18 protein-coding genes are annotated in these 23,553 nt (G+C 60.7%); 11 read left to right on the top strand and 7 right to left on the bottom strand.

From position 1 onward, the window contains the following. From ACIPIZ_RS10400 to ACIPIZ_RS10370, 7 genes are all read left to right on the top strand, one after another. A complete protein-coding gene (locus ACIPIZ_RS10400) occupies positions 1 to 1,581 on the top strand; it encodes a VWA domain-containing protein (RefSeq protein ID WP_401165207.1) in 1,581 nt (526 codons plus the stop codon). Further along, complete coding sequence (locus tag ACIPIZ_RS10395) at positions 1,578 to 3,026, top strand: hypothetical protein (RefSeq protein ID WP_401165206.1); 1,449 nt, start codon at positions 1,578 to 1,580, stop codon at positions 3,024 to 3,026. The genes ACIPIZ_RS10400 and ACIPIZ_RS10395 overlap by 4 nt, the downstream gene beginning before the upstream one ends. Further along, positions 3,023 to 4,045: an HAD family hydrolase gene (locus ACIPIZ_RS10390; protein ID WP_122661340.1), complete on the top strand. Its 1,023-nt coding sequence runs from the start codon at positions 3,023 to 3,025 to the stop codon at positions 4,043 to 4,045. Before ACIPIZ_RS10395 ends, ACIPIZ_RS10390 begins: the two co-directional genes overlap by 4 nt. 73 nt (positions 4,046 to 4,118) lie before the next feature. Continuing rightward, positions 4,119 to 5,699, top strand: coding sequence for an arylsulfatase (locus ACIPIZ_RS10385; RefSeq protein ID WP_150648655.1), 1,581 nt, complete (start codon positions 4,119 to 4,121; stop codon positions 5,697 to 5,699). A gap of 191 nt (positions 5,700 to 5,890) precedes the next feature. Next, positions 5,891 to 8,395, top strand: coding sequence for a fused MFS/spermidine synthase (locus ACIPIZ_RS10380; RefSeq protein WP_401165205.1), 2,505 nt, complete (start codon positions 5,891 to 5,893; stop codon positions 8,393 to 8,395). A gap of 100 nt (positions 8,396 to 8,495) precedes the next feature. After that, positions 8,496 to 10,133 (top strand): J domain-containing protein, encoded by a 1,638-nt coding sequence (locus ACIPIZ_RS10375; RefSeq protein WP_401165203.1) that lies wholly within the window; start codon positions 8,496 to 8,498, stop codon positions 10,131 to 10,133. Next, positions 10,130 to 11,125 (top strand): DUF3829 domain-containing protein, encoded by a 996-nt coding sequence (locus tag ACIPIZ_RS10370; RefSeq protein ID WP_401165201.1) that lies wholly within the window; start codon positions 10,130 to 10,132, stop codon positions 11,123 to 11,125. Before ACIPIZ_RS10375 ends, ACIPIZ_RS10370 begins: the two co-directional genes overlap by 4 nt. Positions 11,126 to 11,174: 49 nt before the next feature. On the opposite strand, the gene ACIPIZ_RS10365 is transcribed toward ACIPIZ_RS10370, so the two are convergent. Continuing rightward, positions 11,175 to 11,849 (bottom strand): DUF3313 domain-containing protein, encoded by a 675-nt coding sequence (locus tag ACIPIZ_RS10365; protein ID WP_064391053.1) that lies wholly within the window; start codon positions 11,847 to 11,849, stop codon positions 11,175 to 11,177. 211 nt (positions 11,850 to 12,060) lie between these two features. Here ACIPIZ_RS10365 and ACIPIZ_RS10360 point away from each other — a divergent pair, with 211 nt between their 5' ends. Beyond that, positions 12,061 to 14,421: a tetratricopeptide repeat protein gene (locus tag ACIPIZ_RS10360; RefSeq protein ID WP_401165199.1), complete on the top strand. Its 2,361-nt coding sequence runs from the start codon at positions 12,061 to 12,063 to the stop codon at positions 14,419 to 14,421. Between the two features lie 532 nt (positions 14,422 to 14,953). Here ACIPIZ_RS10360 and ACIPIZ_RS10355 read toward each other — a convergent pair. From ACIPIZ_RS10355 to ACIPIZ_RS10345, 3 genes are all read right to left on the bottom strand, one after another. Continuing rightward, positions 14,954 to 15,928, bottom strand: a complete 975-nt coding sequence (locus ACIPIZ_RS10355; protein ID WP_150648652.1) for a hypothetical protein — start codon at positions 15,926 to 15,928, stop codon at positions 14,954 to 14,956. A gap of 231 nt (positions 15,929 to 16,159) precedes the next feature. After that, complete coding sequence (locus tag ACIPIZ_RS10350) at positions 16,160 to 16,639, bottom strand: DUF934 domain-containing protein (protein WP_401165197.1); 480 nt, start codon at positions 16,637 to 16,639, stop codon at positions 16,160 to 16,162. Beyond that, positions 16,636 to 18,309, bottom strand: a complete 1,674-nt coding sequence (locus ACIPIZ_RS10345) for a nitrite/sulfite reductase (RefSeq protein ID WP_401165196.1) — start codon at positions 18,307 to 18,309, stop codon at positions 16,636 to 16,638. The genes ACIPIZ_RS10350 and ACIPIZ_RS10345 overlap by 4 nt, the downstream gene beginning before the upstream one ends. A 336-nt stretch (positions 18,310 to 18,645) precedes the next feature. On the opposite strand from ACIPIZ_RS10345, the gene ccoN reads away from it, so the two are divergent. Together ccoN and ACIPIZ_RS10335 are read left to right on the top strand one after the other, a co-directional pair. Continuing rightward, the gene (gene ccoN / locus ACIPIZ_RS10340) at positions 18,646 to 20,073 is read left to right on the top strand and encodes a cytochrome-c oxidase, cbb3-type subunit I (RefSeq protein WP_122855164.1); all 1,428 of its coding nucleotides are present in this window, start codon (positions 18,646 to 18,648) and stop codon (positions 20,071 to 20,073) included. 15 nt (positions 20,074 to 20,088) lie between these two features. Beyond that, positions 20,089 to 20,310: a hypothetical protein gene (locus ACIPIZ_RS10335; protein WP_064391048.1), complete on the top strand. Its 222-nt coding sequence runs from the start codon at positions 20,089 to 20,091 to the stop codon at positions 20,308 to 20,310. 140 nt (positions 20,311 to 20,450) lie between these two features. Here ACIPIZ_RS10335 and ACIPIZ_RS10330 read toward each other — a convergent pair whose 3' ends face one another. After that, positions 20,451 to 20,942: a hypothetical protein gene (locus ACIPIZ_RS10330; protein WP_064391047.1), complete on the bottom strand. Its 492-nt coding sequence runs from the start codon at positions 20,940 to 20,942 to the stop codon at positions 20,451 to 20,453. A 195-nt stretch (positions 20,943 to 21,137) separates the two neighbouring features. On the opposite strand from ACIPIZ_RS10330, the gene ACIPIZ_RS10325 reads away from it, so the two are divergent. Then, positions 21,138 to 21,830 carry an aspartate/glutamate racemase family protein gene (locus ACIPIZ_RS10325; protein ID WP_401165194.1) on the top strand — a complete coding sequence of 231 codons (693 nt, stop codon included), beginning with the start codon at positions 21,138 to 21,140 and terminating at the stop codon, positions 21,828 to 21,830. Between the two features lies 1 nt (position 21,831). On the opposite strand, the gene ACIPIZ_RS10320 is transcribed toward ACIPIZ_RS10325, so the two are convergent. Both ACIPIZ_RS10320 and ACIPIZ_RS10315 read right to left on the bottom strand, forming a co-directional pair. Continuing rightward, positions 21,832 to 22,350, bottom strand: a complete 519-nt coding sequence (locus ACIPIZ_RS10320; RefSeq protein ID WP_064391045.1) for a GNAT family N-acetyltransferase — start codon at positions 22,348 to 22,350, stop codon at positions 21,832 to 21,834. A 175-nt stretch (positions 22,351 to 22,525) separates the two neighbouring features. Further along, the gene (locus ACIPIZ_RS10315; protein WP_401165192.1) at positions 22,526 to 23,506 is read right to left on the bottom strand and encodes a LysR substrate-binding domain-containing protein; all 981 of its coding nucleotides are present in this window, start codon (positions 23,504 to 23,506) and stop codon (positions 22,526 to 22,528) included. Between the last annotated feature and the right edge of the window lie 47 nt (positions 23,507 to 23,553).

Raw genomic sequence — 23,553 nt, 5'->3', positions numbered from 1 at the left:
ATGGAGATCAACCTCAGCGACTTCCATTTCCTGCGCCCGCTATGGCTGCTCCTTGCACTGTTCGGCGCCGCGCTGCCGTTGCTCTGGCGTCGCGGTCGCGACCTGCAACGACGCCTGCGCGGCAATATCGCCGAGCACCTGTTGCCGCATTTGCTGATCACCCCGCAAGACCATCAGCGCCTGCGCCCGGTGCACCTGCTGTGCGCACTGTTGATCGTCGGCGCAGTCGCGGCCGCCGGGCCGACCTGGGAACAGGATCGACCAGACTTTCTCGAGAACCGCGCGCCGCTGATTGTCGCCGTCGATCTGTCGCCGTCGATGGACGCCAGCGATGTGCAGCCGACTCGCCTGGAAGCGGCGAAACACAAACTGCACGACCTGATCCAGCGCCGCGCCGGCGCCCGCACTGCTCTGATCGCCTACGCCGGCAGCGCGCATCTGGTGTTGCCGCCCACCGACGATCCGGCGCTGCTCGACACGTTCATTCAAGCCTTGGGCAGCGGGCTGATCGACAAACCGGGCAAAGACGTCGGCGCGGTGATCGATCAGGCGAAACGCTTGCTCAGCGCCGAGAAGACTCCGGGCAGTCTGTTGTTGATCACCGACGGTGCCGACACCTCGCAACTCGACGGCCTCGATAAACGTTTGGGCGACAGTCCGTTGCAAGTGCTGGTACTGGCCGTCGGCAATGAGGACGGCGGCATCATTCACGACGCCAGCGGCCAGCCGCGCACCGATGCCAACGGCCGCCCGGCGCTGGGCAGCTTCGATCAGGCGGCAATCAAGCAACTGGCCTCCGCCGTCGCTGCGCCGCTGGGCAGCCTGACGCTCAATGACGATGACCTCGACTGGATTGAACTGCACGCGCAGCAACACTTCCAGAGCGCCAGCGCCGAACAGCGCGAATTGCACTGGAAAGACGCCGGTTACTGGCTGTGCTGGCCGTTGTTGCTGTTGGCGCTGTGCAATGTGCGCAAGGGCTGGAGCGTCAACTGGATGCCCGCGCTGGCGCTGGCGGCTGGATTGAGCTGGCCAGCAGCACCAGCACAGGCCAACGCCCTGACCGACGCCTTCTTCACCCGCGACCAGCAAGGTCGCTGGGCGTTCGAACATGAGCATCTGCCGCAAGCAGCGGCGCTGTTTGTCGATCCGTACTGGAAGGGTGTGGCGGCGTATCACGCGGCCGATTACGACCTGGCGCTGGCGACATTCGCACGGCTGGACACGCCGCAGGCGTACTTCTATCTGGGCAATATTTATGTGCGGCGCTTCAAGTTCGATCAAGCCATCGCCGCCTATACCCAGGCCTTGAAGTTGCAACCGCAGTTTCCCGAAGCCACGGCCAACCTGGCGCTGGCGCAAGCCTTGCTGAAGGACACCGAGAGCGCCGAGAAAAACGCCCCGGAAACCAAACCCGACGAGGTGAAATTCGACAAGGCACCGGGTAAGGGTCAGAGCAAAAAGGTCGAGACTGAACAGGCTGCGTCCGATGCTTTGTGGCTGCAGAACCTGACCACCTCGCCGGCGAAGTTTCTCAGGCAGAAGTTCAGCTTGCAGGATCAGCAGGGAGCCAGGCCATGAACCGCCTAACCCCTACTACCGCCATCGCTGGCAAGCCAGCTCCCACAGGGAACTCCGGTGTTATCACCGATTTTGTGAACACCATAAAACCCTGTGGGAGCTGGCTTGCCAGCGATGGGGCCAGATTGATCACTACAAGAGTCGGCTTCTGGTTCCTGGCCAGTCTGCTAAGCCTCAATGCTTTTGCTGCCGAACCCGAACCCCAACTCAAAGTCCAGGCCCACCTGCAGCCCGCCGAAGGCGCGATGGTCGGCGGACTGGTCGAACTGCAAGTCGATGTCCTCACCGACACCTGGTTCACCAGCGCCGCCACCCTGCCCGACCTGAAACTCGATGGCGCGCTGGTCATGCCGCCGGGCGGGCAAGCCCAACACCTTAATCAAACCATCGACGGCCAGGCTTTCAGCGGTTTGCGCTACAGCTACCTGATCACCCCGAACGTTGCGCGCACGTTTGATATCCCTTCTCTGACCGTGCGCGCGACACCCGGCCAAGCCACGACAGAAATCAGTGCGCAAAGCCAACCGGTGCAGTTCAGCGTGGCACAAACGCCCGGTTTCAAACCCGGGGAAACACCGCTGGTGGCCAGTGGATTGCGTTTCACCCAGACCGTCACAAACTCGGCGACCCCCTTGAAAGTCGGCGACAGCATCACCCGCCAACTGACCCTGCAAGCGGACGGCGCACTGGCCATGGCTCTGCCGATTCCAACGTTGAGTGATATCCCCGGGCTAAGCCGCTATGCGAAAACTCCGCAAGTCACTGCACTGGATGACGGTCGCGGTGACATTCTCGGCGGTCAACGCATCGACAGCGTCACCTACCGCATCGACAAGGCCGGCTCGCACACCCTGCCGGCCGTTGAGGTGAAATGGTGGGACGCCAGCACTCGCCAACCGCGCATCGCGCAAGTGCCGGCGGTGACCTTCGAAGCAGCGGCCGGCACTGCCTACAAACCGGTGTTTTCGATCAGCGAAGACCTTCAGCGACTGGGCCAGAATCACCTGCGTTTCTCCACGCGCTGGCTGTTGTGGCTGACGCTGATTGCCGCAGTCGTTGCCGCCGTTTATCTGCTGCGTCCTGCGTTCATCCGCGCCAGGCAACAGTGGCAAGCACGCCGGCAAGCGCAGCAACGGGCCTGGCAGCAATCCCCTGCTTTCGCCTGGCAACAAATCAATAGCCAACTGCAGGCCAGTCCGGCGCAATTGACGGCGCTGTACCTGTGGCTGCGGCGCAGTCGCCTGGGGCTGAAACTGGTCAATGCCGGCCCACGCCTGCAAGGCCTGTTACGCGGGCTTTACGGTCGCCAACCGAGCACCGGACAAACACTCGTTCACCTGCGCGAATCATTGACTACGCTTCACAGTCAGGCCGAACAGCAACAGGCAAAACCGGCCTCGGCCCTGCGCCCGCTCAACCCCGTTCACGAGAAGGATTTCCCATGACGATTGCGCTACTGCACCGCCAACGATTCGCCCTGGCCTTGTTGTTTGGCCTCGCCCTGCCGCTGCTGGCCCAGGCCAACGAGCCGCTGCCGTCGTGGAATGACGGCCCGGCAAAGAAGAGCATTATCGAATTCGTGCAGACCGTAACCGACCAGTCCAGCAAGGATTTCGTCAAACCGGGCGACCGCATCGCCGTGTTCGACAACGACGGCACGTTGTGGAGTGAACAACCGGCCTATTTCGAATTGCTGTTCGCCTTCGATGAGATCAAGCGTACCGCCGCGCAGCACCCGGAATGGAAGACCACCCAACCGTTCAAAGCCGTGCTGGAAAACGATCACAAAGCCCTCGCGGCGTCGGGCATGGATGGCCTGCTGAAGATCGTCGGCGCAACGCACACCGGCATGACCACTGAAGCCTTCGATGACTACGCCAAGACCTGGCTGAGCCAGGCGCGCCATCCAAAAACCGGCAAGCCCTATACCGAGATGATCTTCCAGCCGATGCTGGAAATGCTCGACTACCTGCGCAAACAGGACTTCAAGACCTACATCGTCTCCGGCGGCGACACCGGTTTCATGCGTGCCTTCGCCGAGAAGGTCTACGGCATTCCGCCGGAGCAGGTGATCGGCACCACGTTCATCACTTCGTTTCAATACAAGGACGGCCAGGCCTCGATCGTGCGCACACCGAAACTGGCGCACAACGACGACGGCCCCGGCAAACCGGAAAGCATCGACGCAGTGATCGGCAAACGGCCGATCCTCGCCTTCGGCAACTCCGACGGCGACCTGCAGATGCTCCAGTGGACGGCCGCCGGTTCCGGTAAACGCTTCATGGGCCTGGTGCACCACACCGACGCCAAACGCGAGTGGGCCTATGACCGCAAATCCGATATCGGCCGGCTCGACAAGGCCCTCGACGAAGCAAATTCCCGTGGCTGGACCGTGGTCGACATGGCGTCCGAATGGCGCCGGATCTATCCGTTCGAGCCAGCGGTAACCGAGCAGGTGCAATAAGAAAAAAGCGTGCTGCAGGACTGCAATAAACGTAAGTCGCAATAAACGACCCCCGCGAAAAGGAGCAAGTCAGATGACTCGCATACGCAAGTGGCTACCCAAGCTCGCCTTAGTGGCGACTTCGGTCATGGCGCTGTCGGCTACGGCCACAGCGGCTGAAAAACCCAACATTCTGGTGATCTTCGGCGATGACATCGGCCAGACCAATATCAGCGCCTATTCGATGGGGGTGGTTGGCTACAAGACCCCGAACATCGACCGCATCGCCAAAGAAGGCATGATGTTCACCGATTACTATGCGGAGAACAGCTGCACGGCTGGACGATCTTCGTTCATCACGGGGCAGACGCCGTTGCGTACCGGCTTGTCGAAAGTCGGCATTCCCGGTGCCCCGGTGGGTCTGCAAAAACGCGACATCACCATTGCTCAGGCGCTCAAGTCGCAGGGTTATGCGACCGGCCAGTTCGGCAAGAACCACTTGGGCGACAAGGACGAATACCTGCCGACCAACCACGGTTTCGACGAGTTCTTCGGCAACCTGTATCACCTCAATGCCGAAGAAGAGCCGGAGCGTCCGTACTGGCCAAAAGATGACGCCGAGTTCGTCAAGGCTGTTTCCCCGCGTGGTGTGATCCACAGCTTCGCCGACGGCAAGATCGAAGACACCGGCGCACTGACCACCAAACGCATGGAAACCATCGACGACGAAACCACGGCGGCGGCACAAGCGTTCATCGAGAAACAGGCCAAGGCGGACAAACCGTTCTTCGTCTGGATGAACACCACGCGCATGCACTTGTTCACCCACGTACGTGATTCGATGAAGGGCCAGAGTGGCATGCCCGGCAACGAATACGCGGACGGCATGCTCGAGCATGACGCTGACGTCGGCAAACTGCTGAAAACCCTCGATGACCTGAAAATCACCGACAACACCATCGTCGTCTACACCACCGACAACGGCCCGAACCAGTTCTCCTGGCCGGACGCGGCAACCACGCCGTTCCGCAACGAGAAAAACTCCAACTGGGAAGGTGCGTATCGCGTGCCGGCAATGGTTCGCTGGCCGGGCAAGATCAAACCGGGTGAAGTCACCAACGAGATGTTCTCGGGCCTGGACTGGTTCCCGACCTTGCTCGCGGCGGCGGGTGAAACCGATGTCGCCAACAAGTTGCTCAAAGGCTGGGCACCGACCTCTGGCGGCACCAGCTTCAAAGTGCATCTGGACGGTTACAACCAATTGCCGTTCCTGACCGGCCAAAGCCCTAAGAGTGAGCGCAAAGAGTTCTACTACTTCAACGACGACGGCGTACTGGTGTCGATGCGCTACGGCAACTGGAAAGCGGTGTTCTGCGAACAACGCGCCCCGGGCGGCTTCAAGGTCTGGAGCGAACCGTTCGTGTGCCTGCGCGTACCGAAAGTCTTCAACCTGCGCATGGACCCGTACGAACGTGCTGACATCGTTTCCGATCAGTACTACGACTGGACCACCAAAAACGTTTATCTGACCGAGATGGCCGTGATGAAGTCGGCGGCGTTCCTGCAGACCTTCATCGAGTACCCACCGAGCCAGAAACCGGCCAGCTTCAGTGTTGACCAGGTTCGTGCGGCGGTAGACGCGAAAATCGCTGAAAAAATGAAAGCTGCACAGTAACACCGCTCGACTGCCGCCCGCCCTCGCCGGCGGGCGGACTTATTGATCGTTCCCACGCTCTGCGTGGGGACGCAGCCCGGGACGCTCCGCGTCCCTTGCCGAAGCGGACGCAGAGCGTCCAATGAGGCATTCCCACGCAGAGCGTGGGAACGATCAGCCAGTCTCAATGACTTTTGAATTAAGGCCTCCGCATGTCCTCACGTATCGCCAGCAAGCCGTCGGCCATACCCGCCTCGCACAGCGCCGCTCCCGCGCTGCTGATCCCCGCCCTGCTACTGTGCATCTCCGGCGCAGCGGCGCTGGTCTATCAAGTGCTGTGGATCAAGCAACTGTCGCTGGTGGTCGGCGTCGAGGTGTACGCGATCACCACCGGTATCAGTGCGTTTTTCGCAGGCCTGGCGATCGGTGGCTGGCTGTTCGGGCGCTGGGCCGATCGCTTGCAACAACCGGTTCTGCTGTATGCCGTGCTGGAAGTGCTGGTGGCGATTCTCGGCGTCGGTGCCACCGTGGCCATGAGCCTGGCAGCCAGCCCGTTTGCCTGGCTGCAAGAGCATGTCGGCCTGCTCGCGTGGATATTGCCGTTCGCATTGGTCGGCCTGCCAGCGGTGTTGATGGGCGGCACCCTGCCGGTGCTGGTGCGTTCGCTCGCCGCCGATCCGGGCAAGGCTGGCGGTCAGTTGTATGCGGCCAATACCTTGGGGGCGATTGTTGGCACCCTGCTCGCCGCGTTTGTGTTGATCGCCAGCCTCGGCGTCCGTGGCAGCGCGTTGTTCGCGGCGATGCTCAATCTGCTGGCAGCCATCGGCGCGTTATGGCTGGCCCGGCAGCATCCAGTGCCAGTGGCAACCGCCACTAAACATCATGCGGAAAAAGCCCCGGATCGCAGCGCGTTGTGGCTGTATTCCATCGCCGGTGGCGTGGCGCTCGGTTATGAGGTGGTCTGGTCGCAATCGATCGTGCAGTTCATGAGCACGCGCACCTACGCGTTTGCCGTGGTGCTGGCGACGTATCTGACCGGGTTGTTTATCGGCAGCGCCCTGCTCGCCCGGCGGGTCGAACGGATCCGCGATCCATGGGGCGTGTTCGGCTTGCTGATTGCCGGCGCCGGCCTGATCGCGCTGCTGGAAATCGCCGTGCTCGGGCGCTGGCTGGTGATCGCGCAAAGTCAGGCGGAGATGTGGCTGTTGAGTCTGGGTGCCAGCGAACTTGCCGGCATGAGCGCACGCTTCGCCGTGGCAGCGTTGAGCATTGTCTTTGTGCCTACGTTGTTGCTCGGTGCGGCGTTTCCGCTGGCGTTGCGTTTGAGTGTCGGCCATGAGCGCGTCGGCCGGGATGTCGGCGCCGTGGTGGCTTTCAATACGCTCGGCGGGATTGTCGGGGTGATGCTTTGCGGCTTTCTGCTGATCCCGCTATTGGGGCTGGTGCGCACGCTGGGCCTGCTGGCGCTCATCGCTGCCGGCATCGGCTACTTTGCCGTGCGCAAAGGTCATCACGTCAAGAAAGGCCGGCGTCAGGCCGTGGTCACCCTCGGTCTGCTCGCAGTTGCGTTTGCCGTGTTCACCCCGGTCGACAAGCTCGCCAGCCTGTTACCCGGCGCGCGCAACGGCACACTGGCGTTCTATGAAGAAGGTCGCGGCGGTACGGTTGCGGTGGTTGCTCAAGGACGCGGCGATAACACCTTCCACCGTTTGTATATTCAAGGCGTGTCGAACACCGGTGATGCCATGCCCTCACTGCGCTACATGCGCGTGCAAGCCTTGCTGCCGCTGCTGATTCACAACGGCGAGCCACGCTCGACGCTGGTGATCGGTTTCGGCACGGGCATCACTGCCGGCGCAATGTTGCGCTATCCGGGCCTGGAGCACCGGGTGGTCGCCGAACTGCTGCCGTCGGTGGTCAAAGCCGCGCCACTGTTCAAGGGCAACTTCAACGCCGCCAGCGATCCCGGCGTCGATGTGCGTCTGCGCGACGGGCGTCAGGAACTGCTGCGCAGCGCACAAACCTACGACCTGATCACCCTCGAACCGCCGCCGCCCTCCGCTGCCGGTGTGGTCAATCTGTATTCGCGGGACTTCTATCAGTTAACCGCCAGTCGCCTGGAGCACCAAGGCATCGTCGCCCAGTGGCTGCCATTACCGACGCAGAACATCGACGACTCGCGTTCACTGGTGCGCAGTTTCCTTGATGTGTTCCCGTATGCCTCGCTGTGGACCAGCGAATTCCATGAGATGTTGCTGGTCGGTTCGCTGCAGCCAATGGAACTGGATGCCGCGAAAATCACCGCGCGTTTCCAGCAGGACAGCGTGCGTAGCACCTTGCAGGATGTCGGCATCGGCTCGGCCGCTGCCCTGCTCTCGACCTGGGTCACCGATCGCGCCGGGCTTGAGCGCTTCGCTGCCGACGCGCCTGCGGTGACCGACGATCAACCGCGTATCGAATATGCGCCGTGGGTGCGCAGCAAGGAGATCACGCGGGTGTTGCCGGCACTGTTGGACCTGTATCAGGCACCGCCACTGGTCAATGCCGATGCCGGGTTCAATGAGCGTATGGAAAGTCATCGTCAGCGCTTGATGCAGTTCTATCGCGCCAGCCTGCATGCCTATGACGGTGACCGCGATGCCTGGGCGCGGGATATCGGCGAGGTGATGCGCGGCGACGGCAGCAACCCGTATTTCCGCTGGTTCGTCGGCAAATAAGCGGCGGCTGAGGACTTTTCGACGCGAAACAGATAAGGTGCGCACAATCAAAGTGCCACCACTGGACCGCGTCGACGGTTTTCATGGAGTTGTACACGCAATGAGTTGCTGGACCGTCCTTGGCCTCACCGCCGACGCCGATACGCGCAGTATCAAACGACAATACGCTGCCCTGCTCAAACAGACCCGTCCGGACGAAGACGCCGAGGGCTTCCAGCGCCTGCGTGACGCCTATGAGCAAGCCCTGAATTACAAGGAATGGGCGCAGGCCAACGAAGACAACGAAGACAACGCAGCGCAGGACGACAGCTGGGATTTGACCGGCCTGACCGTGGTCGAAGTCGATGCCTTGCAACAAGCAACTCGCTCGCTGCAGGGCACCAGCCTTGCGCAGTTGCAACAGCGCCATGCCCTCGCCGTTGAGCAGGGTTGCGCGCATATCCTCGAAGAGACCCTGCTGCAGCATTGCATCGAGAACCCGCAAACCTCAGCGCCGATGGTCGATTGGGCGGTGCAGACCTATCACTGGTTCAGTGCCTGGCAGCGCTTGGAACTGGACGAGGAATCCATCGAACATTTGCTCGATCAGCAGCGCGAACGCATTACTCGACCGCTGCGTGAGGCCCTCGAACGTGAGGACATTGCGGCCTTTTTGCAGGCCTACGCACAGTGCGCGCAATGCCTCTGGCTCGACGCAGAAGTACACCGGCAGTGGTTCAACCTGTTCCTGAGTCGATTGCTACTGGACAGCGAACACTGGTCCTCCACTATTTTCGAGCAGGTTTGTGCGGGCCAGGGCTGGCATTCCGGCCCGGCCAACCGTTGCCCGCAAGATGAATGGAAGCGACTGGTCGCCCGCCATGAAGCACCGCTTTTTCTGGCGCAGCAGCGTCAACTCGCCGAAGCGCCGCCCGCCACCGCCGAACACCGCGCCGCGCGCCTGTTGCTCGGCAGCGGCCCGTTCAGCCAGCGTCGCGCACTGGCCCGGCGCCTGCGGGAGAAAGATTGGGAGCATTGCCGACATTTGAGTTCGGCGCTGTATGCCAATCATCCGAAGGTCTGCGCAGAGTTGCCCGGTGGCACCGCGTTTTTCTGGCGCGACTGGGAGCTCGGCCGTGACGAATGGCCGACATACCTTGGCGTGGTGCTGGCCTGTCTGATCGGTGCGTTTACTCATTTCATCCCACTGGGGCTACGCGTCACCGGGCTGATCAATATCGTCATGACCTCAACGATCGTGTTTGGGGTGATCGCTGCGGGCATCAACTGGCTGACTCACGAACTGGCGCACACCCATTGGCTGCTGGATGACCGCCTCAGCGCGCGGTTGTGGCCAGGTTTAGCCAAGGACGCTGCGCCGTTCGGCGTACTGCGCGATCTGATTCCCTGCGTATTGATGGTGGCCGGGCTCAGCTGGTTTTTCGGCCCCATTGCTGGCGTCGTCTATGCCGCCACACTGGCCTGCGTGGGTTTGATCCGTCGCCGTCAGGTCAAACCACACACGTCCTGGGAAAAGACCAACCTGCCGGTGAAAATCGGCCTGACGCTACTCGGGGTTGTCGCCTTGGTGCTGGTGCTGGGCGTGTTCAAAGTGGCCGCCAGTCAAGGCACGGTCAATCGCAATCAGGGGCTACAACCCTGGGCGGAGCGTTTGTGTAGCCGGTTGCCGGCGAGTTCTTTCGATTGCGGCGCTCCGGCCACCCGCGAGCAGTGGTATCCCGTGGAGGCACGGCCATGACGTCGAGATTCATGTTTGTCAGCGGCGTAGTGGTCGTTCTGGTGGTGATGGGGCTGTCGAGCGCGACACGGCCGTTCCTGAAGCTCGATCTGTGGCTTGATCAGCGCGAATCCCCCGTGACCGCGCAGGCCAACGCGTTGAGCCCGATCATCGCCTGCGTCAACCGCGTCGATGTGCACTGGCGCAACGCCTACGACAAGTTCGAACGTCCGCGACCAACAAGTGATGCATTCGGGCATTATCTTGCTGAGGCACGGGATTTCGACAACACGGATGCGTACACCGTGCAGGACATCCAAAAGGATCTCTGCCTCAGTCATATCAACGAAAAACTCGAACTCTTGGCCTATCAGCCAGTGCTTTCGCAAAAAGTCCGTGACTACGCGCAAGCACTGCAGGGGGCAGCGGTGATCTTTACGCCGGAGCGACTCGACAGAAGTGCGAATTTTTATGCCACGCCGCTCGCCCGGTTGTCCCAGGGCTCGGGGCAAATCCAGGCCGCCAGCAATGCCTACATCAACGCATCGACAGGCTTGCGAGAGGAACTGCTGCCACTGGATGTGGCACAGCGCCCCGAGCAGCTCAAGCGGCTGGAAGCGCGCGTGGGTAAGGAGATCCACTGGTCGCTGCTGGCGTACATGATTCAGGCTCGGGAGACACTGGAGTTGCTAGAAAACGGGATGAAACACCGCACCCTGAGCCCGCAAGCCGTGGCCGATACCACCGCTGATTTGCAACAGGCGTGGAATCGTCGCGCGCCCTTCATTGCTCTTCGCGAGGGTGGATTTCGAAACAAGGACGATGACGCGCGGGAGCTGTGGCGGCACATCAGTGAGCCAGCGCAAAGCTATCTCGACGCGCTGAACACCCTGCACAAGGACTGGCAGAACCACGCCGAACCGCAACGCTTGAGCGACGACTACTACGCCGTCACCCGTGGCTACGACGCCCTGCTCAGCCAATACAACCGTCAGGCACGCGCCAATTTCTGAGGGTGTGCACAGGCCGGACGGTCCTCGCGGACAATCCGGCCTCATGCGCTTATTTGCCGGCCTTAAGCTTCAGATACGACTGACGCATGTCTGAAGCCCAGCCATCGATCACCGGTTTGACGTCATTCGCCGTCATCGCCTGCGAGTCATTTTCCAACGGTTTGCCGGTGCCTTTGCGCACTACTTGCGAGATAACCTTGTTGTTCGCGCCGTCGAGGAATACCGCTTCGGTGGCCAACGTCGTTTCCTGATCGCGAATACCGCTGGCCGTGCTGACCGCTGCTGCCACCAGGGCAATCGGAATCACCTCATACGCGTGCAGGCCTTCGGTCTTGCTGCTCACGGCGGTGATCGCCGCACGCACCACAATCACACCTGGACCTGGGCCAGTGGCCAACGGCAAGTCCTTGCCGATTTCACGTTTGAGCGCCTGATCGTAGTAGGAAGTGATGCCATTGAGGGTTTGCTGGGAGATCTTCGCGGTCGGTTGCGGTTTCGGGTAGAGCTGGGTTGGTTCGATATAAACGCTGGTGAATTTCTTGATGTCGACCTTCGGATCGATCCAGCGCATGACCTCGGCACCGGACGGCGATTTGGCCTCCTTGAGCTGGCTGTAGTCTTTGAGGAAGCCGGAGTACTCTTTCGGGTCGACGGTTTTGCTGGAACAACCCACCATGGCGACGGTGGCAATGCACAGCGTGCCCATCATTACTGCTAGCTTCATGCTGTAACTCCTGTCAGAAGGCCAAAAACTTTGCCGGGGGAGTTACAGGTATAGCTAAAACCTCAGTAATTGCGATTGCAAAGCACAATATTCACGCAAGGCTGCGTGGCGGATCACAACGGTCATTTGACAGACGCCTGTCATCCGGCAAAGCTGCATCGAGCTTGAACGCACGCCAGACGGCAAATGCACCTGGACTACGGAAGTCGCAATGCCCAAGCATAAAAATAAAACCGCACAACCTGACCCTGATTCGACTCGATCTTCACCCTCAAAATATCTGTTCCCGATCACCATTGGCGTGCTGCTGGCCGCCGTGGCGGGGATCGGCTGGTTTCTGTTCAGCCCCGCTTCGGTGCCGGTGAAACCTGCGCCGGTCAGCGCCCCCGTTGTCGCCCCCGCCAAGCCGCAAGCCGTGCTCGCAAGCAAACCGGCGACGATGGTCGATGAACAACAATGCCAGGGCTGCCACAGCGAACAGGTCAAGGACTGGCAAGGTTCGCATCACCAATTGGCGATGCAGCCGGCGAACGCTGAAACGATGCTCGGCGATTTCAACAACATCACCTTCAAGGCCGAAAACGAGACCACGCGTTTTTCACGCAAGGACGATGAGTTCTGGGTCAACACGCCCGGCATCGACGGCAAGCATGCCGACTTCAAAGTCGCCTACACCTTCGGCATCGCGCCGTTGCAGCAATACCTGATCGAGGTTGGCGAAGGTCGCTTGCAGGCCCTCGGCGTGGCGTGGGATACCGAGAAACATCGCTGGTTTCATCTCTATCCCGGCCAGGGCGTCAACTTCAAGAATCCGCTGCACTGGAGCAAGCCGAGCCAGAACGCCAATTTCATGTGCGTCGAGTGCCACACCACCGGGTTCAAGCGCAATTTTGATGCGGCCAGCAACACCTTCAACAGTCAATGGAACAGCCTCGGTGTCGGCTGTCAGGCCTGTCACGGTCCGGCGTCCAATCACCTGGAATGGACGCAGAAAAAAGGCGATCTGATTCATCAGGGTTTTGACGTCGATCTGAAGGACAAGAACGCTACCGTCGAAATCGAAACCTGCGCTCGCTGCCATGCGCGCCGTGCGCCGTTGGGCGACGGCTACACCGTCGGCAAACGCTTGATGGACGATTATCTGCCGAGCCCCCTCACCCGTGAGCTGTACGCGCTGGACGGCAAGATCAAGGACGAAGTGTTCGAACACGGCTCGTTCCTGCAAAGCAAGATGTTCGACAAGGGTGTGCGCTGCAGCAATTGCCACAACCCGCACAGCAATGAACTGAAAGCACCGGGCAACGCGGTGTGTCTGCAATGTCACAACACTGCTGGCAAGACTTCGGTCGAGGGTGTGGACGGCAAGGGCCTGCAGGCGAAGAACTACGATTCCATTGAACACACCCGTCACACCATGGGTCAGCCCGGTTCGCAGTGCGTCGATTGCCACATGCCCGGCAAGTTCTATATGGGCAACGACTTCAGACATGACCACAGCTTCAGCATTCCCGACCCGGAACGCGCGCAGAAGCTCGGCACTCCTGACGCCTGTCTGACCTGTCACCAGGGCAAGGCCGGCGACAAGGTCACCGCACAATTCAAGCTGTGGAGCGCCTCCACCGCGCCGCAAGCACCGCGCTACGACGAAAGCCTGTGGCTGATCCGCAATGGGCGACCGGGCGCCGCTGATGCACTTTATGAGCAGTTGCAGCGCAGTAATCTGCCGGCGATTCAACGGGCGACATTGCTCGCGGAGCTGCCGCTGTATCCGAGTGAGCAAGCGTTGAAGCTGGCGACACAGGACCTGAAAAATCAGGCACCGCAGGTACGCGAAAGCGCCGTGCGGGCAATCAGCGCGTTCTTGCCGCCTCCGGAGCGTGCGCCGTTGTTGGCGCCGTTGCTGGGTGATCCGGTGAAAGCCGTACGCATCGTTGCCGCACGGGATCTGCTCAGTGTTGCGCGCAATGGCGGTCTCGGTTCTGCGCAAGCCAACTGGGATGCCGCAATTGCCGAATACGAAGCGGTGCAGAAGAGTCTGCTCGAACGTGCCGAGGCCAATCTGAACCTGGCGATGCTGTACCAGGCCAGTGGCCGTGGCGCGGAAGTTGAAGGTCTGCTGCGCTCGGCACTCAAGCGCGACCCGGATTTCTACCCAGCGCTGGTGACGCTGGTGCAATGGCTGGAAGCCAATGGTCGTGGTCAGGAAGCGCAGACGCTGTTGGATGACAGCCTCAAGCAGCATCCGGACGCGGCGTTGTTGCAGCACACTCGAGGCTTGTCGCTGATCCGCGCGGGCAAGGCTGCCGAAGCCATGGCACCGCTGAAGAAAGCTGCGCAACTGGAGCCGCAGAACGCTCAGTACGGTTATGTGCTGGCGGTGGCGTTGCATGAGAGTGGCAAGGTCGATGAGGCGTGTTCGGTGTTGGAGGGGCTGCTCAAGGCTCAACCGGCGAACCGCAATGCGCGGTTGTCGCTGATTCAGTGGTATCTCGACAGTGGGCAGGAACCGAAGGCGCAGGTGCTGTTGCAGGGGTGGAAGAAGATGAACATGGGGGATCCGGCGCTTAAGTGATCGGCTGGAGATTGTCGCCCCCTCACCCTAGCCCTCCCGAAACGTCGGACCGCCCAGAGGTAGAGGGGACCGATTGGGGGAGATTCAAGAGATACGCCGACTTGAGCGATAGGCTTTGAATCCATAATCGACTCGGTCTTTCACGTCGGTGCAGGGCCACAGACACCTCGGTCAGTCCCCTCTCCCTCCGGGAGAGGGTTAGGGTGAGGGGCTTTTCAAGGTTCAACCGTTTACCAGGAAAAGGCGCGGGTGCTGTTGCAGGGGTGGAAGAAGATGAATATGGGTGATCCGGCGCTCAAGTGATTGGCTGGAGATTGTCGCCCCCTCACCCTAGCCCTCTCCCAAGGTAGAGGGGACCGATTGGGGGATGTTCAAGAGATACACCGACGTGAACGATTGGCTTTGAATCGATAGTCGACTCGGTCTTTCACGTCGGTGCAGGACGACAGACACCTCGGTCAGTCCCCTCTCCCTCCGGGCGGTCCGACGTTTCGGGAGGGTTAGGGTGAGGGGCTTTTAAGGATTCACCCGATTACCAGGACGAAGTCTCACCACTACGCAACGCCATCTCCCGCCGGCTGTTGATGTGCATCGCCTTGATCAGCGACACCGTGCCCACCAGCAAAATCGCCGCCCCCAACAGGAAGTCGATGTTGTACAGCTGGAAATCCTGCACCGGCCCGATCAGCAGCACCCGCACGATCGCAGCGCCCAACAGCGTGGCGAGAAAGTCGATCCCCGGTTCATTGCGGTAGAACACCAGCAGCAACGGCAGGCACAACACCAACAGCAGCAACAACACGACAACCTTGAACGAACCTTTGCGCTCGACGCTGAAGGCACATTCGTGGGGCCCGTAGGCCTTGTAATCCTCATCGCGGATCATCGAGGTTTTCTCGTTGATGTAGTCGACGCGGTTGTACTTCTGGATCGGCGTGAAGGTGTTGGACATCTCCATCAGCGTGGTGATGTTCTTGAAACGCAGGTCGATGCGCTCGCTGCCCTTGAGGTAATAGAGCACCGGTTTGTAGCCGTAGCGATACGTGTCGAACGGGAATTCGGTGACCTGGCCCTGCACGCCGATCGGACGTGATTCGAGTTGCGCGTAGGCGCTTTTGTTGGTCGTAGAGAGGTTGCGACTCAGTGGCTGGATCTTCACCTGTTCGAGGAAGATCGGCGTGGCGCCGTAGGTCCACTGCAAGGGTTCCAGACGCAAACGCAGTTCGTTGCGACCGAGGTCATAGCGGTTGAAGGTACGTTCGGAGACCACCAGGGAGCCGCCGAGCATGAACTCGCCGCGCAGGTTGTTGGTGACGCGCAAGGTCAGTTGGTCCTTGCCCAGCAACGCTGCTTCCGTGGATGGCGGCGTGCCGCACCACGCGGTGCTTTCACCGACGCCGCCGAGCTGGCCGCTGCGGTTTTCCTTGAATACGTAAAAGTAACTGGCCCACAGCGTCACCATCAAAAGCAACGCTGTAAGGCCGAGAATTTTTTTGCCCGGACTCACTGATCAGACTCCCTTCTTCGGTTCCATCGTCCAGCCGAAAACCCGCTGGCGACGGCGACTCTACCAAAAGGCCACCATCGACCCAAGGAAAAATGCCCGATTCATCAGGTTCTAGGGGTTTCCCCGGTGTACATCGAAGATCAAAAGATCGTCCGAACGCGGCCCGAACTGCGGCAGCTCCTACACGCGATCCACTGTAGGAGCTGCCGAAGGCTGCGATCTTTTTAACCGTCAACGCCGACGGAAAAGCGGACGCGGCTCGATCACCGAGCGCCCGTACAGCACGCTCATCCCGGCCAATCCTTTCAGCGCATCCTCGGCGGATTTGTCCTCACGCACCGCAAAACTGTCGAACCCGCACTGGCGCATATGGCTGAGCTGATCCCGCAACACGTCGCCGATCGCACGCAACTCCCCTGCCCAGCCGAAACGACTGCGCAGCAGATACGCCTGACTGTAAGCACGCCCATCGCGAAAGCTCGGGAAATCCAGCGCAATCAGTGGCAACGAGGCCAGCCACGGCACCAGGCTTTCAACCTCATCGTCCGGCCCAAGCCACACGGCGTGAGTCGCCGGCGATTGCAGCCAATGCGCCAACGGCAAAATCAGCAACCCGTCAGGCCTTGGCATGGATGGTTCGCGCACCAGCGTCCACGGATCAGCGAGCGCAATCCGCGCCGCGCCGTGCTCCAGCCGCAGCAAATTGTTCATGCCATTGCCTCCAGCGTCTTCGGATAGACCCGTTCCTTGAACGGCTCCAGGCCTATTCGCGCCACGGTGTCGACAAACAATTCCTCATGCTCGCGATAGCGCACAAACGTGCCGATAATCCGCTCGATCACCTGCGGCACTTCGGCAGCGCTGAACGACGGGCCGATGACTTTGCCCAGCGCGCTGTGCTTGCCTTGGGCACCGCCGAGGGTGATCTGATACCACTCGCTGCCGTTCTTATCGACGCCAAGAATGCCGATATTGCCGATGTGGTGATGGCCGCAGGCGTTCATGCAGCCGGAGATATTCAGGCTGATGTCGCCCAGATCATGCAGGAAATCGAGGTTATCGAAGCGCGCCTGAATTGCCTGGGCAATCGGGATCGACTTGGCATTGGCCAACGCGCAGAAATCGCCACCGGGGCAGGCAATGATGTCGGTGAGCAGGCCGACGTTGGCGCTGCCCAGATCGTGTTTGCACGCCAGTTGCCACAACGCGTAGAGGTCGCTCTTCGCCACGTCGGGCAGGACGATGTTCTGCTCATGGGCGATACGGATCTCGCCGAAACCGAAACGCTGCGACCAGTCGGCCACCGCCAGCATCTGTACACCGGTCACATCCCCTGGCGGTGAGGCCATACCCGGTTTGGTCGACAGCACCACGCTGGTGTAACCCGGCACTTTGTGCGGCTGCACGTTGCGCGCGACCCAGCGAGCGAACGCCGGGCTTTCGGCCAAATGCGTGCCGAAGTCCAGATCGGTGTCGGCCAAGGTCTGATAAACCGGCGGCACGAAGGCACTGGCAACGCGCTGGTATTCGGCTTCGGTCAACTGCGCCGGGCCATCCTTGAGGTGCTGCCATTCCTCTTCGACTTCCTTGGCAAACGCCTCGATGCCCAGTGCCTTGACCAGAATCTTGATGCGCGCCTTGTACTTGTTGTCGCGCCGGCCGTGACGGTTATACACCCGCAGAACCGCTTCGACGTAGGACAGCAAATGCTGCCACGGCAAACCTTCGCGAATCTGCAAACCGAGAATCGGTGTGCGGCCCAGGCCGCCGCCGACAATTACCCGCAGGAGCATCTGCCCGTCGCGGCCGGGGTAAAGGTAGAGGCCGATGTCGTGCATCATGATTGCCGCGCGATCCTGCTTTGCCGAGCAGATAGCGATCTTGAATTTGCGCGGCAGGAAGAGGAATTCCGGGTTGATCGTCGACCACTGCCGCAGGATCTCGGCCAGCGGGCGCGGGTCGATCATTTCGTCTGCGGCGACCCCGGCGAACGCTTCGGTGGTGATGTTGCGCACGCAGTTGCCCGATGTCTGGATCGCATGCATGTTCACTTGCGCCAAGCGTTCGAGAATGTCTGGCACTTCGGCCAGCTCGATCCAGTTGAACTGCATGTTCTGCCGCGTGGTGAAGTGGCCGTAACCACGATCGTAGTCGCTGGCGATGCTGGCCAGCGTGCGCATCTGCTCGGCGCTCAAGGTGCCGTAGGGAATCGCTACGCGCAGCATGTAGGCATGTTTTTGCAGGTACAGGCCGTTTTGCAGGCGCAGCGGCAAAAACTCCTCTTCGCTCAATTCCCCGGCCATGAAGCGCTCGACCTGATCGCGGAATTGCGCAACGCGCTCGAACACCAGCGCCCGGTCGTAATCATCGTATTGATACATGCGTGCCACCTCATCAGTTATTCCTGTGGGAGCGAGCCTGCTCGCGAATGCGGTGTGTCAGGCAACTGCATTGGCTGACACACCGCATTCGCGAGCAGGCTCGCTCCCACAGTTTTCTTCAGAGCACTATGACGAAGCAGCGCAGCACGTTACAGATTCACCTGAAGCGATAAAAACCATATCAGGGCGCGGCAGAACGCCGCAGCCAGTACTTCCATCTGATCCGCACAAATGAACAATTCCTGAGCCTGTTTTGTTTCTGACGGGGTTTCTACAGTGCAGCTCATGCCAGACCGGGTGGCCTGGCAAGACTTTGCAACCGTGGATGAACTGACCATGAGCACAGCAACAATCGGACAGGCTTATAACTACAAGGTCGTCCGCCAATTCGTCATTGCGACGATCTTCTGGGGTGTGGTGGGCATGGCGATGGGCGTGTTGATCGCCTCGCAACTGGTCTGGCCAGAGATGAACCTGGACCTGCCGTGGACCACTTTCGGCCGCTTGCGCCCGCTGCACACCAGCCTGGTGATTTTCGGCTTCGCCGGCAGCGCGCAATTTGCCGCCAGTTATTACGCGGTGCAACGCACCTGTCAGGTGCGACTGTATTCCGACACCCTCGCCGCATTCACTTTCTGGGGCTGGCAGTCAGTGATCGTGATCATGCTGATCACTCTGCCGATGGGCTACACCACTACCAAGGAATACGCCGAAATCGAATTCTCCGGCGCGGTGTGGATGGCCGTTGTCTGGGTCGCCTACGCCGTGGTGTTCTTCACCACCGTGGTGCAACGCAAGACCAAACACATCTACGTCGGCAACTGGTTTTTTGGCGCGTTCATTCTGGTGATCGCCATGTTGCACGTGGTCAATCACCTGTCGATTCCGGTGGACTGGTTCAAGTCTTATCCGGTGTATTCCGGCGCCACCGACGCCATGGTGCAGTGGTGGTATGGGCATAACGCGGTGGGTTTCTTCCTGACCACAGGCTTCCTCGGGATGATGTATTACTTCGTGCCGAAACAGGTCAATCGGCCGGTGTATTCGTATCGCTTGTCGATCGTGCATTTCTGGGCGCTGATCACCCTGTACATCTGGGCCGGCCCGCACCATTTGCACTACACCGCGCTGCCGGACTGGGCGCAGTCACTGGGCATGGCCATGTCGCTGATCCTGCTCGCGCCGAGCTGGGGCGGCATGATCAATGGCATGATGACCTTGTCCGGCGCCTGGCATAAGTTGCGCACTGACCCGATCCTGCGCTTCCTCGTGCTGTCGCTGGCGTTCTACGGCATGTCGACATTTGAGGGGCCGATGATGGCGATCAAAACCGTCAACGCCCTCTCCCACTACACCGACTGGACCATCGGCCACGTCCACGCCGGCGCGTTGGGCTGGGTGGCGATGATCACCTTTGGCGCGACCTATCACATGGTGCCAAAAGTGTTTGGCCGCGAGCAGATGTACAGCACGCCGCTGATCAACCTGCACTTCTGGCTGGCGACCATTGGCACAGTGTTGTACATCGCGTCGATGTGGGTCAACGGTATCACCCAGGGCCTGATGTGGCGGGCGATCAACGAGGACGGCACGCTGACCTATTCGTTTGTCGAAGCGCTGCAGGCCAGTCATCCGGGGTTCATCGTGCGCTTCGCCGGGGGGGTGTTTTTCCTCACCGGGATGTTGCTGATGGCCTACAACGTCTGGCGCACGGTGCGGGTCGCCGACGTCGCACTGGCCCACCGTGAAGCGCAAATCGCCTGAGGCGGGGAGCCGGTCATGCTGGAGATTTTTTTCGATGTGCTGGGCGTGGTGTTTCTGTGGCTGGCGGTCGAGTACTGCTTGCGGCGGGAGACGGCGGACAGTCTGGATGAGGCGAGCATGGTGCCGTTTGCCGACGATCCGGAAGTGGCGCGGCGGGTTGAGCTGGCTACCGGGAAAACCGTGAAAGCGGTGGCGCCCGAGGTGGCGAAGCCGGGGTGGGTCAATCTCGATATGTAGCCTTCTCGCCTTGATCGTTCCCACGCTCTGCGTGGGAATGCAGCCCGGGACGCTCTGCGTCCCAAAAGCCGAACGCGGAGCGTCCGTAGAGGCGTTCCCACGCAGAGCGTGGGGACGATCATCGCGAGAGTCCGTGTGATCTAGGCGCGATCGCGGGGGATCAGACTTTGCAGTTGCTGGGCAAGGAAGTTGGCATCGAAGGCGAAGGTATCCGGGTCCTTCAGGCCATTGGTCTTGCGCCACTGCCACGTGCCGTCCGGCAATCCGACCAGCGAAATGCTGCCATACCGCGCCGCCGTCAGCCCCATCACCGCCAGGGAAATCTGTCCCGCGCTGCCCATTACGTCTGGCACAAACTCGACCGGTTTTCCAGCGATGACGATGCTCAGTTTTTCGGTCTTGAAGGTCGATGTCTCCACCGGCGTGCTCGGCCCGAATGCGACATACGGTTCGCGGCTGACTTCCAGCAGATTCGGCGCTTGCACCGGCTCCAGCCATTGCTGAATATCGCCGAACAACCCGGTGATCCGTGTTGCCCAGACTTGCGACTGCGTTTCGAAAACCTGCTTCTTGTGCGCTTCGCTTTCGGCATAGTGACGAAGCATCTCGCCCAGTTGTTGAACGTCGCTCATTGCGGTGTGCCTCGGAAAGGATCCTGCGAAACACCATAGTGGCAGATCGGAGCCTCTCTGTACGGTCAGAAACACCATGACACTTGCGTGAAAGATCAGCGGTACAGTCACTTGCTGCTGGCATCGACGTGTGAAGAAAAGGAAACTCCGGGCAGACCTGAACGCTCGACACTGCAATTTGCCTGAGGACATCCAATGCGCACCATCGGCCTGATCGGCGGCATGAGCTGGGAATCCAGCGCCGAATACTATCGACTCATCAATCAACACGTCCGTGATCGTCTCGGCCCGTTGCGTTCGGCACAATTGCTGATGTACAGCGTCGACTTCGGCCCTGTCGAACAGGCCCAGCACGCCGGGCGCTGGGACGATGCGGCGGCGATTCTGGTCGATGCTGCGCGCAGGCTGGAAGCGGGGGGCGCGGAATGTGTGGTGCTGTGTACCAACACCATGCACAAGGTCGCCGAGCAGATTCAGGCGGCGATCAGCATTCCGTTCCTGCACATTGCCGAACCGGCCGCGCAGGCTGCCCTGGACATTGATGCGCGCACCGTCGGTTTGCTCGGCACCGCATTCACGATGGAACAGGACTTTCTCAAGCAACGCCTGGTCGCCAAGGGTTTGACCGTATTGGTGCCGGACGAAGCCGAGCGCAAGGACGTGCACCGAATCATCTACGACGAACTCTGCGTCGGCGTGATCAGCGATCAGTCGCGGCAAATCTATCAGCGGCTGATCGAATCCCTCACCGCTCGTGGCGCGCAGGCGATCATTCTCGGTTGCACGGAAATTGGCCTGTTGCTCAAACCCGAACACAGCGCCCTGCCCCTGCTCGACACCACCGAGCTGCATGCGCAGTCGGCGGTGGCGTTCGCGCTGGGCGAGTAAGTCAGGTTTTCGAACGATTGCGCAGGCGGGCCATGCTCAGGGTGTCGACCCACTGCCCGTCGCGCACCGCGTAATCGCGAAACAGGCCTTCGTCCGCGAAACCGAATTTGCGGTAGAGCGCGATGGCGGCCTCGTTGTCGGCGTAAACCGAGAGTTCGACGCGGTGCAGGTTCATCCAGTTGTCGGCGACGTCGAGTGCCGCCGCCAACAGCTTCGAACCCACGCCTTTGCCCTGCCACGCCCCGGCGACTGCCATACCGACGCTGCCGGCGTGGCTGCGACGAATCCGCGAATAGTTTTCCAGCCCCAAATGGCCGATCACCACGCCCTGATGCAGCGCGACCAGCTTCAACACCCGTTCATTTTCCGCCAGCAGCCGTTGGCGCCAGACGTCGACGGACTGAAACGGCATCTGCAACACTTGCCGGGTGACGGCCCGCTCGTTGTAGAGCGCAGTGACAGCCTCGAGGTGCGACTCGCTGAAGCGTTCGATGTGAATGGCGGCGTTGTGGTCGGGCATGGCGGATCCTTCCTGGATCGATGTGTGGCTGACCACTCTAAACCGCCAAACACGACATCTGCCATAGGTAAATACTTGTAGGAGTGAGCCTGCTCGCGATAGCGGTGTGTCAGTCAACATTGATCAATCTGACACACCGCTATCGCGAGCAGGCTCACTCCTACAGGGGAATGCGTCAGGGCTGGAACCATTCCTGGCGTTCGTTGAAAGTGTGGTGGATGAGGTCGGTGAGGGTCTGCACTTCGGGCATGCTCTGCGATTCAGCGTTGACCGCCAGCCACGCTTGCAATTGCATCGGTTCCTCGAACAGCCCCGGTAGCGCAATCAGGCCTCGATCAAAGCGGCTCATATACGCCGGCAGCAAACCAATGCACGCGCTGCAACGGATCATCTCCAGCATCAGTTCATAGGACTGCATCTGCACCACCCCGGCCAACCGCTGTTCGACCAGCTCATTCCATGGGCGAAAGCTATGGATCTGCCGGTCGTGTTGCCATTGCACCAGCATGAAGTCGGCGAGGTCGTCGGGGGTGTCCGGGCGCGCGGTAACGCGGGAGTAGCGTTTGGCGATGTGCGGCAGGTAGTCGAGGCGCGCCAGCGCTTGCGGTTCGCTGGTGGCGAAGGTCGGGCCGGGGTGTGGGGTTTCGCCGTGGGCGAGCCAGAGGACGATGTCGGCGCTGACCGCGCGCAGCGACAATTCGCTGTCGAGCGCGATGATCTCCAGGCGCACACTGGCGTTGCGGCGCAGCAGCGCGATCAGGTCGCGGCCGAGGATGTCATGCAGGATCGATTCGGCGACAGCCAGGCGAATCAGCGGTTGCTCGATCACCGGGAGTTTGCGTTCGTTGGCCAGCGCCACCAGTTTGGCTTGTAGCTGTTGGCCTTCGCGGGTCAGGCTCAGGGCGCTGCCCTGAAAGCTGAACAGTGAGTGCTGGAGTTCTTGTTCAAGCTGCGCCAACTGTTTGCGCAGCAAGGTCGAGCGCACGTTGAGGCTGCGCGCGGCTTGCATGAAGCAGCCGCAGCGGGCGCTGACCAGGAAATATTGGGCGATATCGGCATTGATCGCGGCGGCTTGTGCCAGCCAGGAATCGCTTTTGTCCTGCGCCCAGCAGTACTCGGCGCTGCCCTGTCGTTCTGCGGGTTCGGTGAATGACATCGATGACTCCCTGTCGATCTTTGTGGTTGCCTTTACGCAATTCCTTG

Origin of the sequence: Pseudomonas sp. NPDC087690 (genome assembly GCF_044743175.1) — a bacterium.
In the GTDB taxonomy this organism is placed as follows: Bacteria; Pseudomonadota; Gammaproteobacteria; order Pseudomonadales; family Pseudomonadaceae; genus Aquipseudomonas.
Note: the sequence above shows the minus strand (reverse complement) of the source record. Positions and strands in the feature narration are given on the sequence as shown.

Excerpts from the sequence above, each read along its gene's own strand:
- ACIPIZ_RS10400 (WP_401165207.1), top strand. The coding sequence starts at position 1 with ATGGAGATCAACCTCAGCGACTTCCATTTCCTGCGCCCGCTATGGCTG.
- ACIPIZ_RS10395 (WP_401165206.1), top strand. The coding sequence starts at position 1,578 with ATGAACCGCCTAACCCCTACTACCGCCATCGCTGGCAAGCCAGCTCCC.
- ACIPIZ_RS10390 (WP_122661340.1), top strand. The coding sequence starts at position 3,023 with ATGACGATTGCGCTACTGCACCGCCAACGATTCGCCCTGGCCTTGTTG.
- ACIPIZ_RS10385 (WP_150648655.1), top strand. The coding sequence starts at position 4,119 with ATGACTCGCATACGCAAGTGGCTACCCAAGCTCGCCTTAGTGGCGACT.
- ACIPIZ_RS10380 (WP_401165205.1), top strand. The coding sequence starts at position 5,891 with ATGTCCTCACGTATCGCCAGCAAGCCGTCGGCCATACCCGCCTCGCAC.
- ACIPIZ_RS10375 (WP_401165203.1), top strand. The coding sequence starts at position 8,496 with ATGAGTTGCTGGACCGTCCTTGGCCTCACCGCCGACGCCGATACGCGC.
- ACIPIZ_RS10370 (WP_401165201.1), top strand. The coding sequence starts at position 10,130 with ATGACGTCGAGATTCATGTTTGTCAGCGGCGTAGTGGTCGTTCTGGTG.
- ACIPIZ_RS10365 (WP_064391053.1), bottom strand. The coding sequence starts at position 11,849 with ATGAAGCTAGCAGTAATGATGGGCACGCTGTGCATTGCCACCGTCGCC.
- ACIPIZ_RS10360 (WP_401165199.1), top strand. The coding sequence starts at position 12,061 with ATGCCCAAGCATAAAAATAAAACCGCACAACCTGACCCTGATTCGACT.
- ACIPIZ_RS10350 (WP_401165197.1), bottom strand. The coding sequence starts at position 16,639 with ATGAACAATTTGCTGCGGCTGGAGCACGGCGCGGCGCGGATTGCGCTC.
- ACIPIZ_RS10345 (WP_401165196.1), bottom strand. The coding sequence starts at position 18,309 with ATGTATCAATACGATGATTACGACCGGGCGCTGGTGTTCGAGCGCGTT.
- ccoN (WP_122855164.1), top strand. The coding sequence starts at position 18,646 with ATGAGCACAGCAACAATCGGACAGGCTTATAACTACAAGGTCGTCCGC.
- ACIPIZ_RS10335 (WP_064391048.1), top strand. The coding sequence starts at position 20,089 with ATGCTGGAGATTTTTTTCGATGTGCTGGGCGTGGTGTTTCTGTGGCTG.
- ACIPIZ_RS10330 (WP_064391047.1), bottom strand. The coding sequence starts at position 20,942 with ATGAGCGACGTTCAACAACTGGGCGAGATGCTTCGTCACTATGCCGAA.
- ACIPIZ_RS10325 (WP_401165194.1), top strand. The coding sequence starts at position 21,138 with ATGCGCACCATCGGCCTGATCGGCGGCATGAGCTGGGAATCCAGCGCC.
- ACIPIZ_RS10320 (WP_064391045.1), bottom strand. The coding sequence starts at position 22,350 with ATGCCCGACCACAACGCCGCCATTCACATCGAACGCTTCAGCGAGTCG.
- ACIPIZ_RS10315 (WP_401165192.1), bottom strand. The coding sequence starts at position 23,506 with ATGTCATTCACCGAACCCGCAGAACGACAGGGCAGCGCCGAGTACTGC.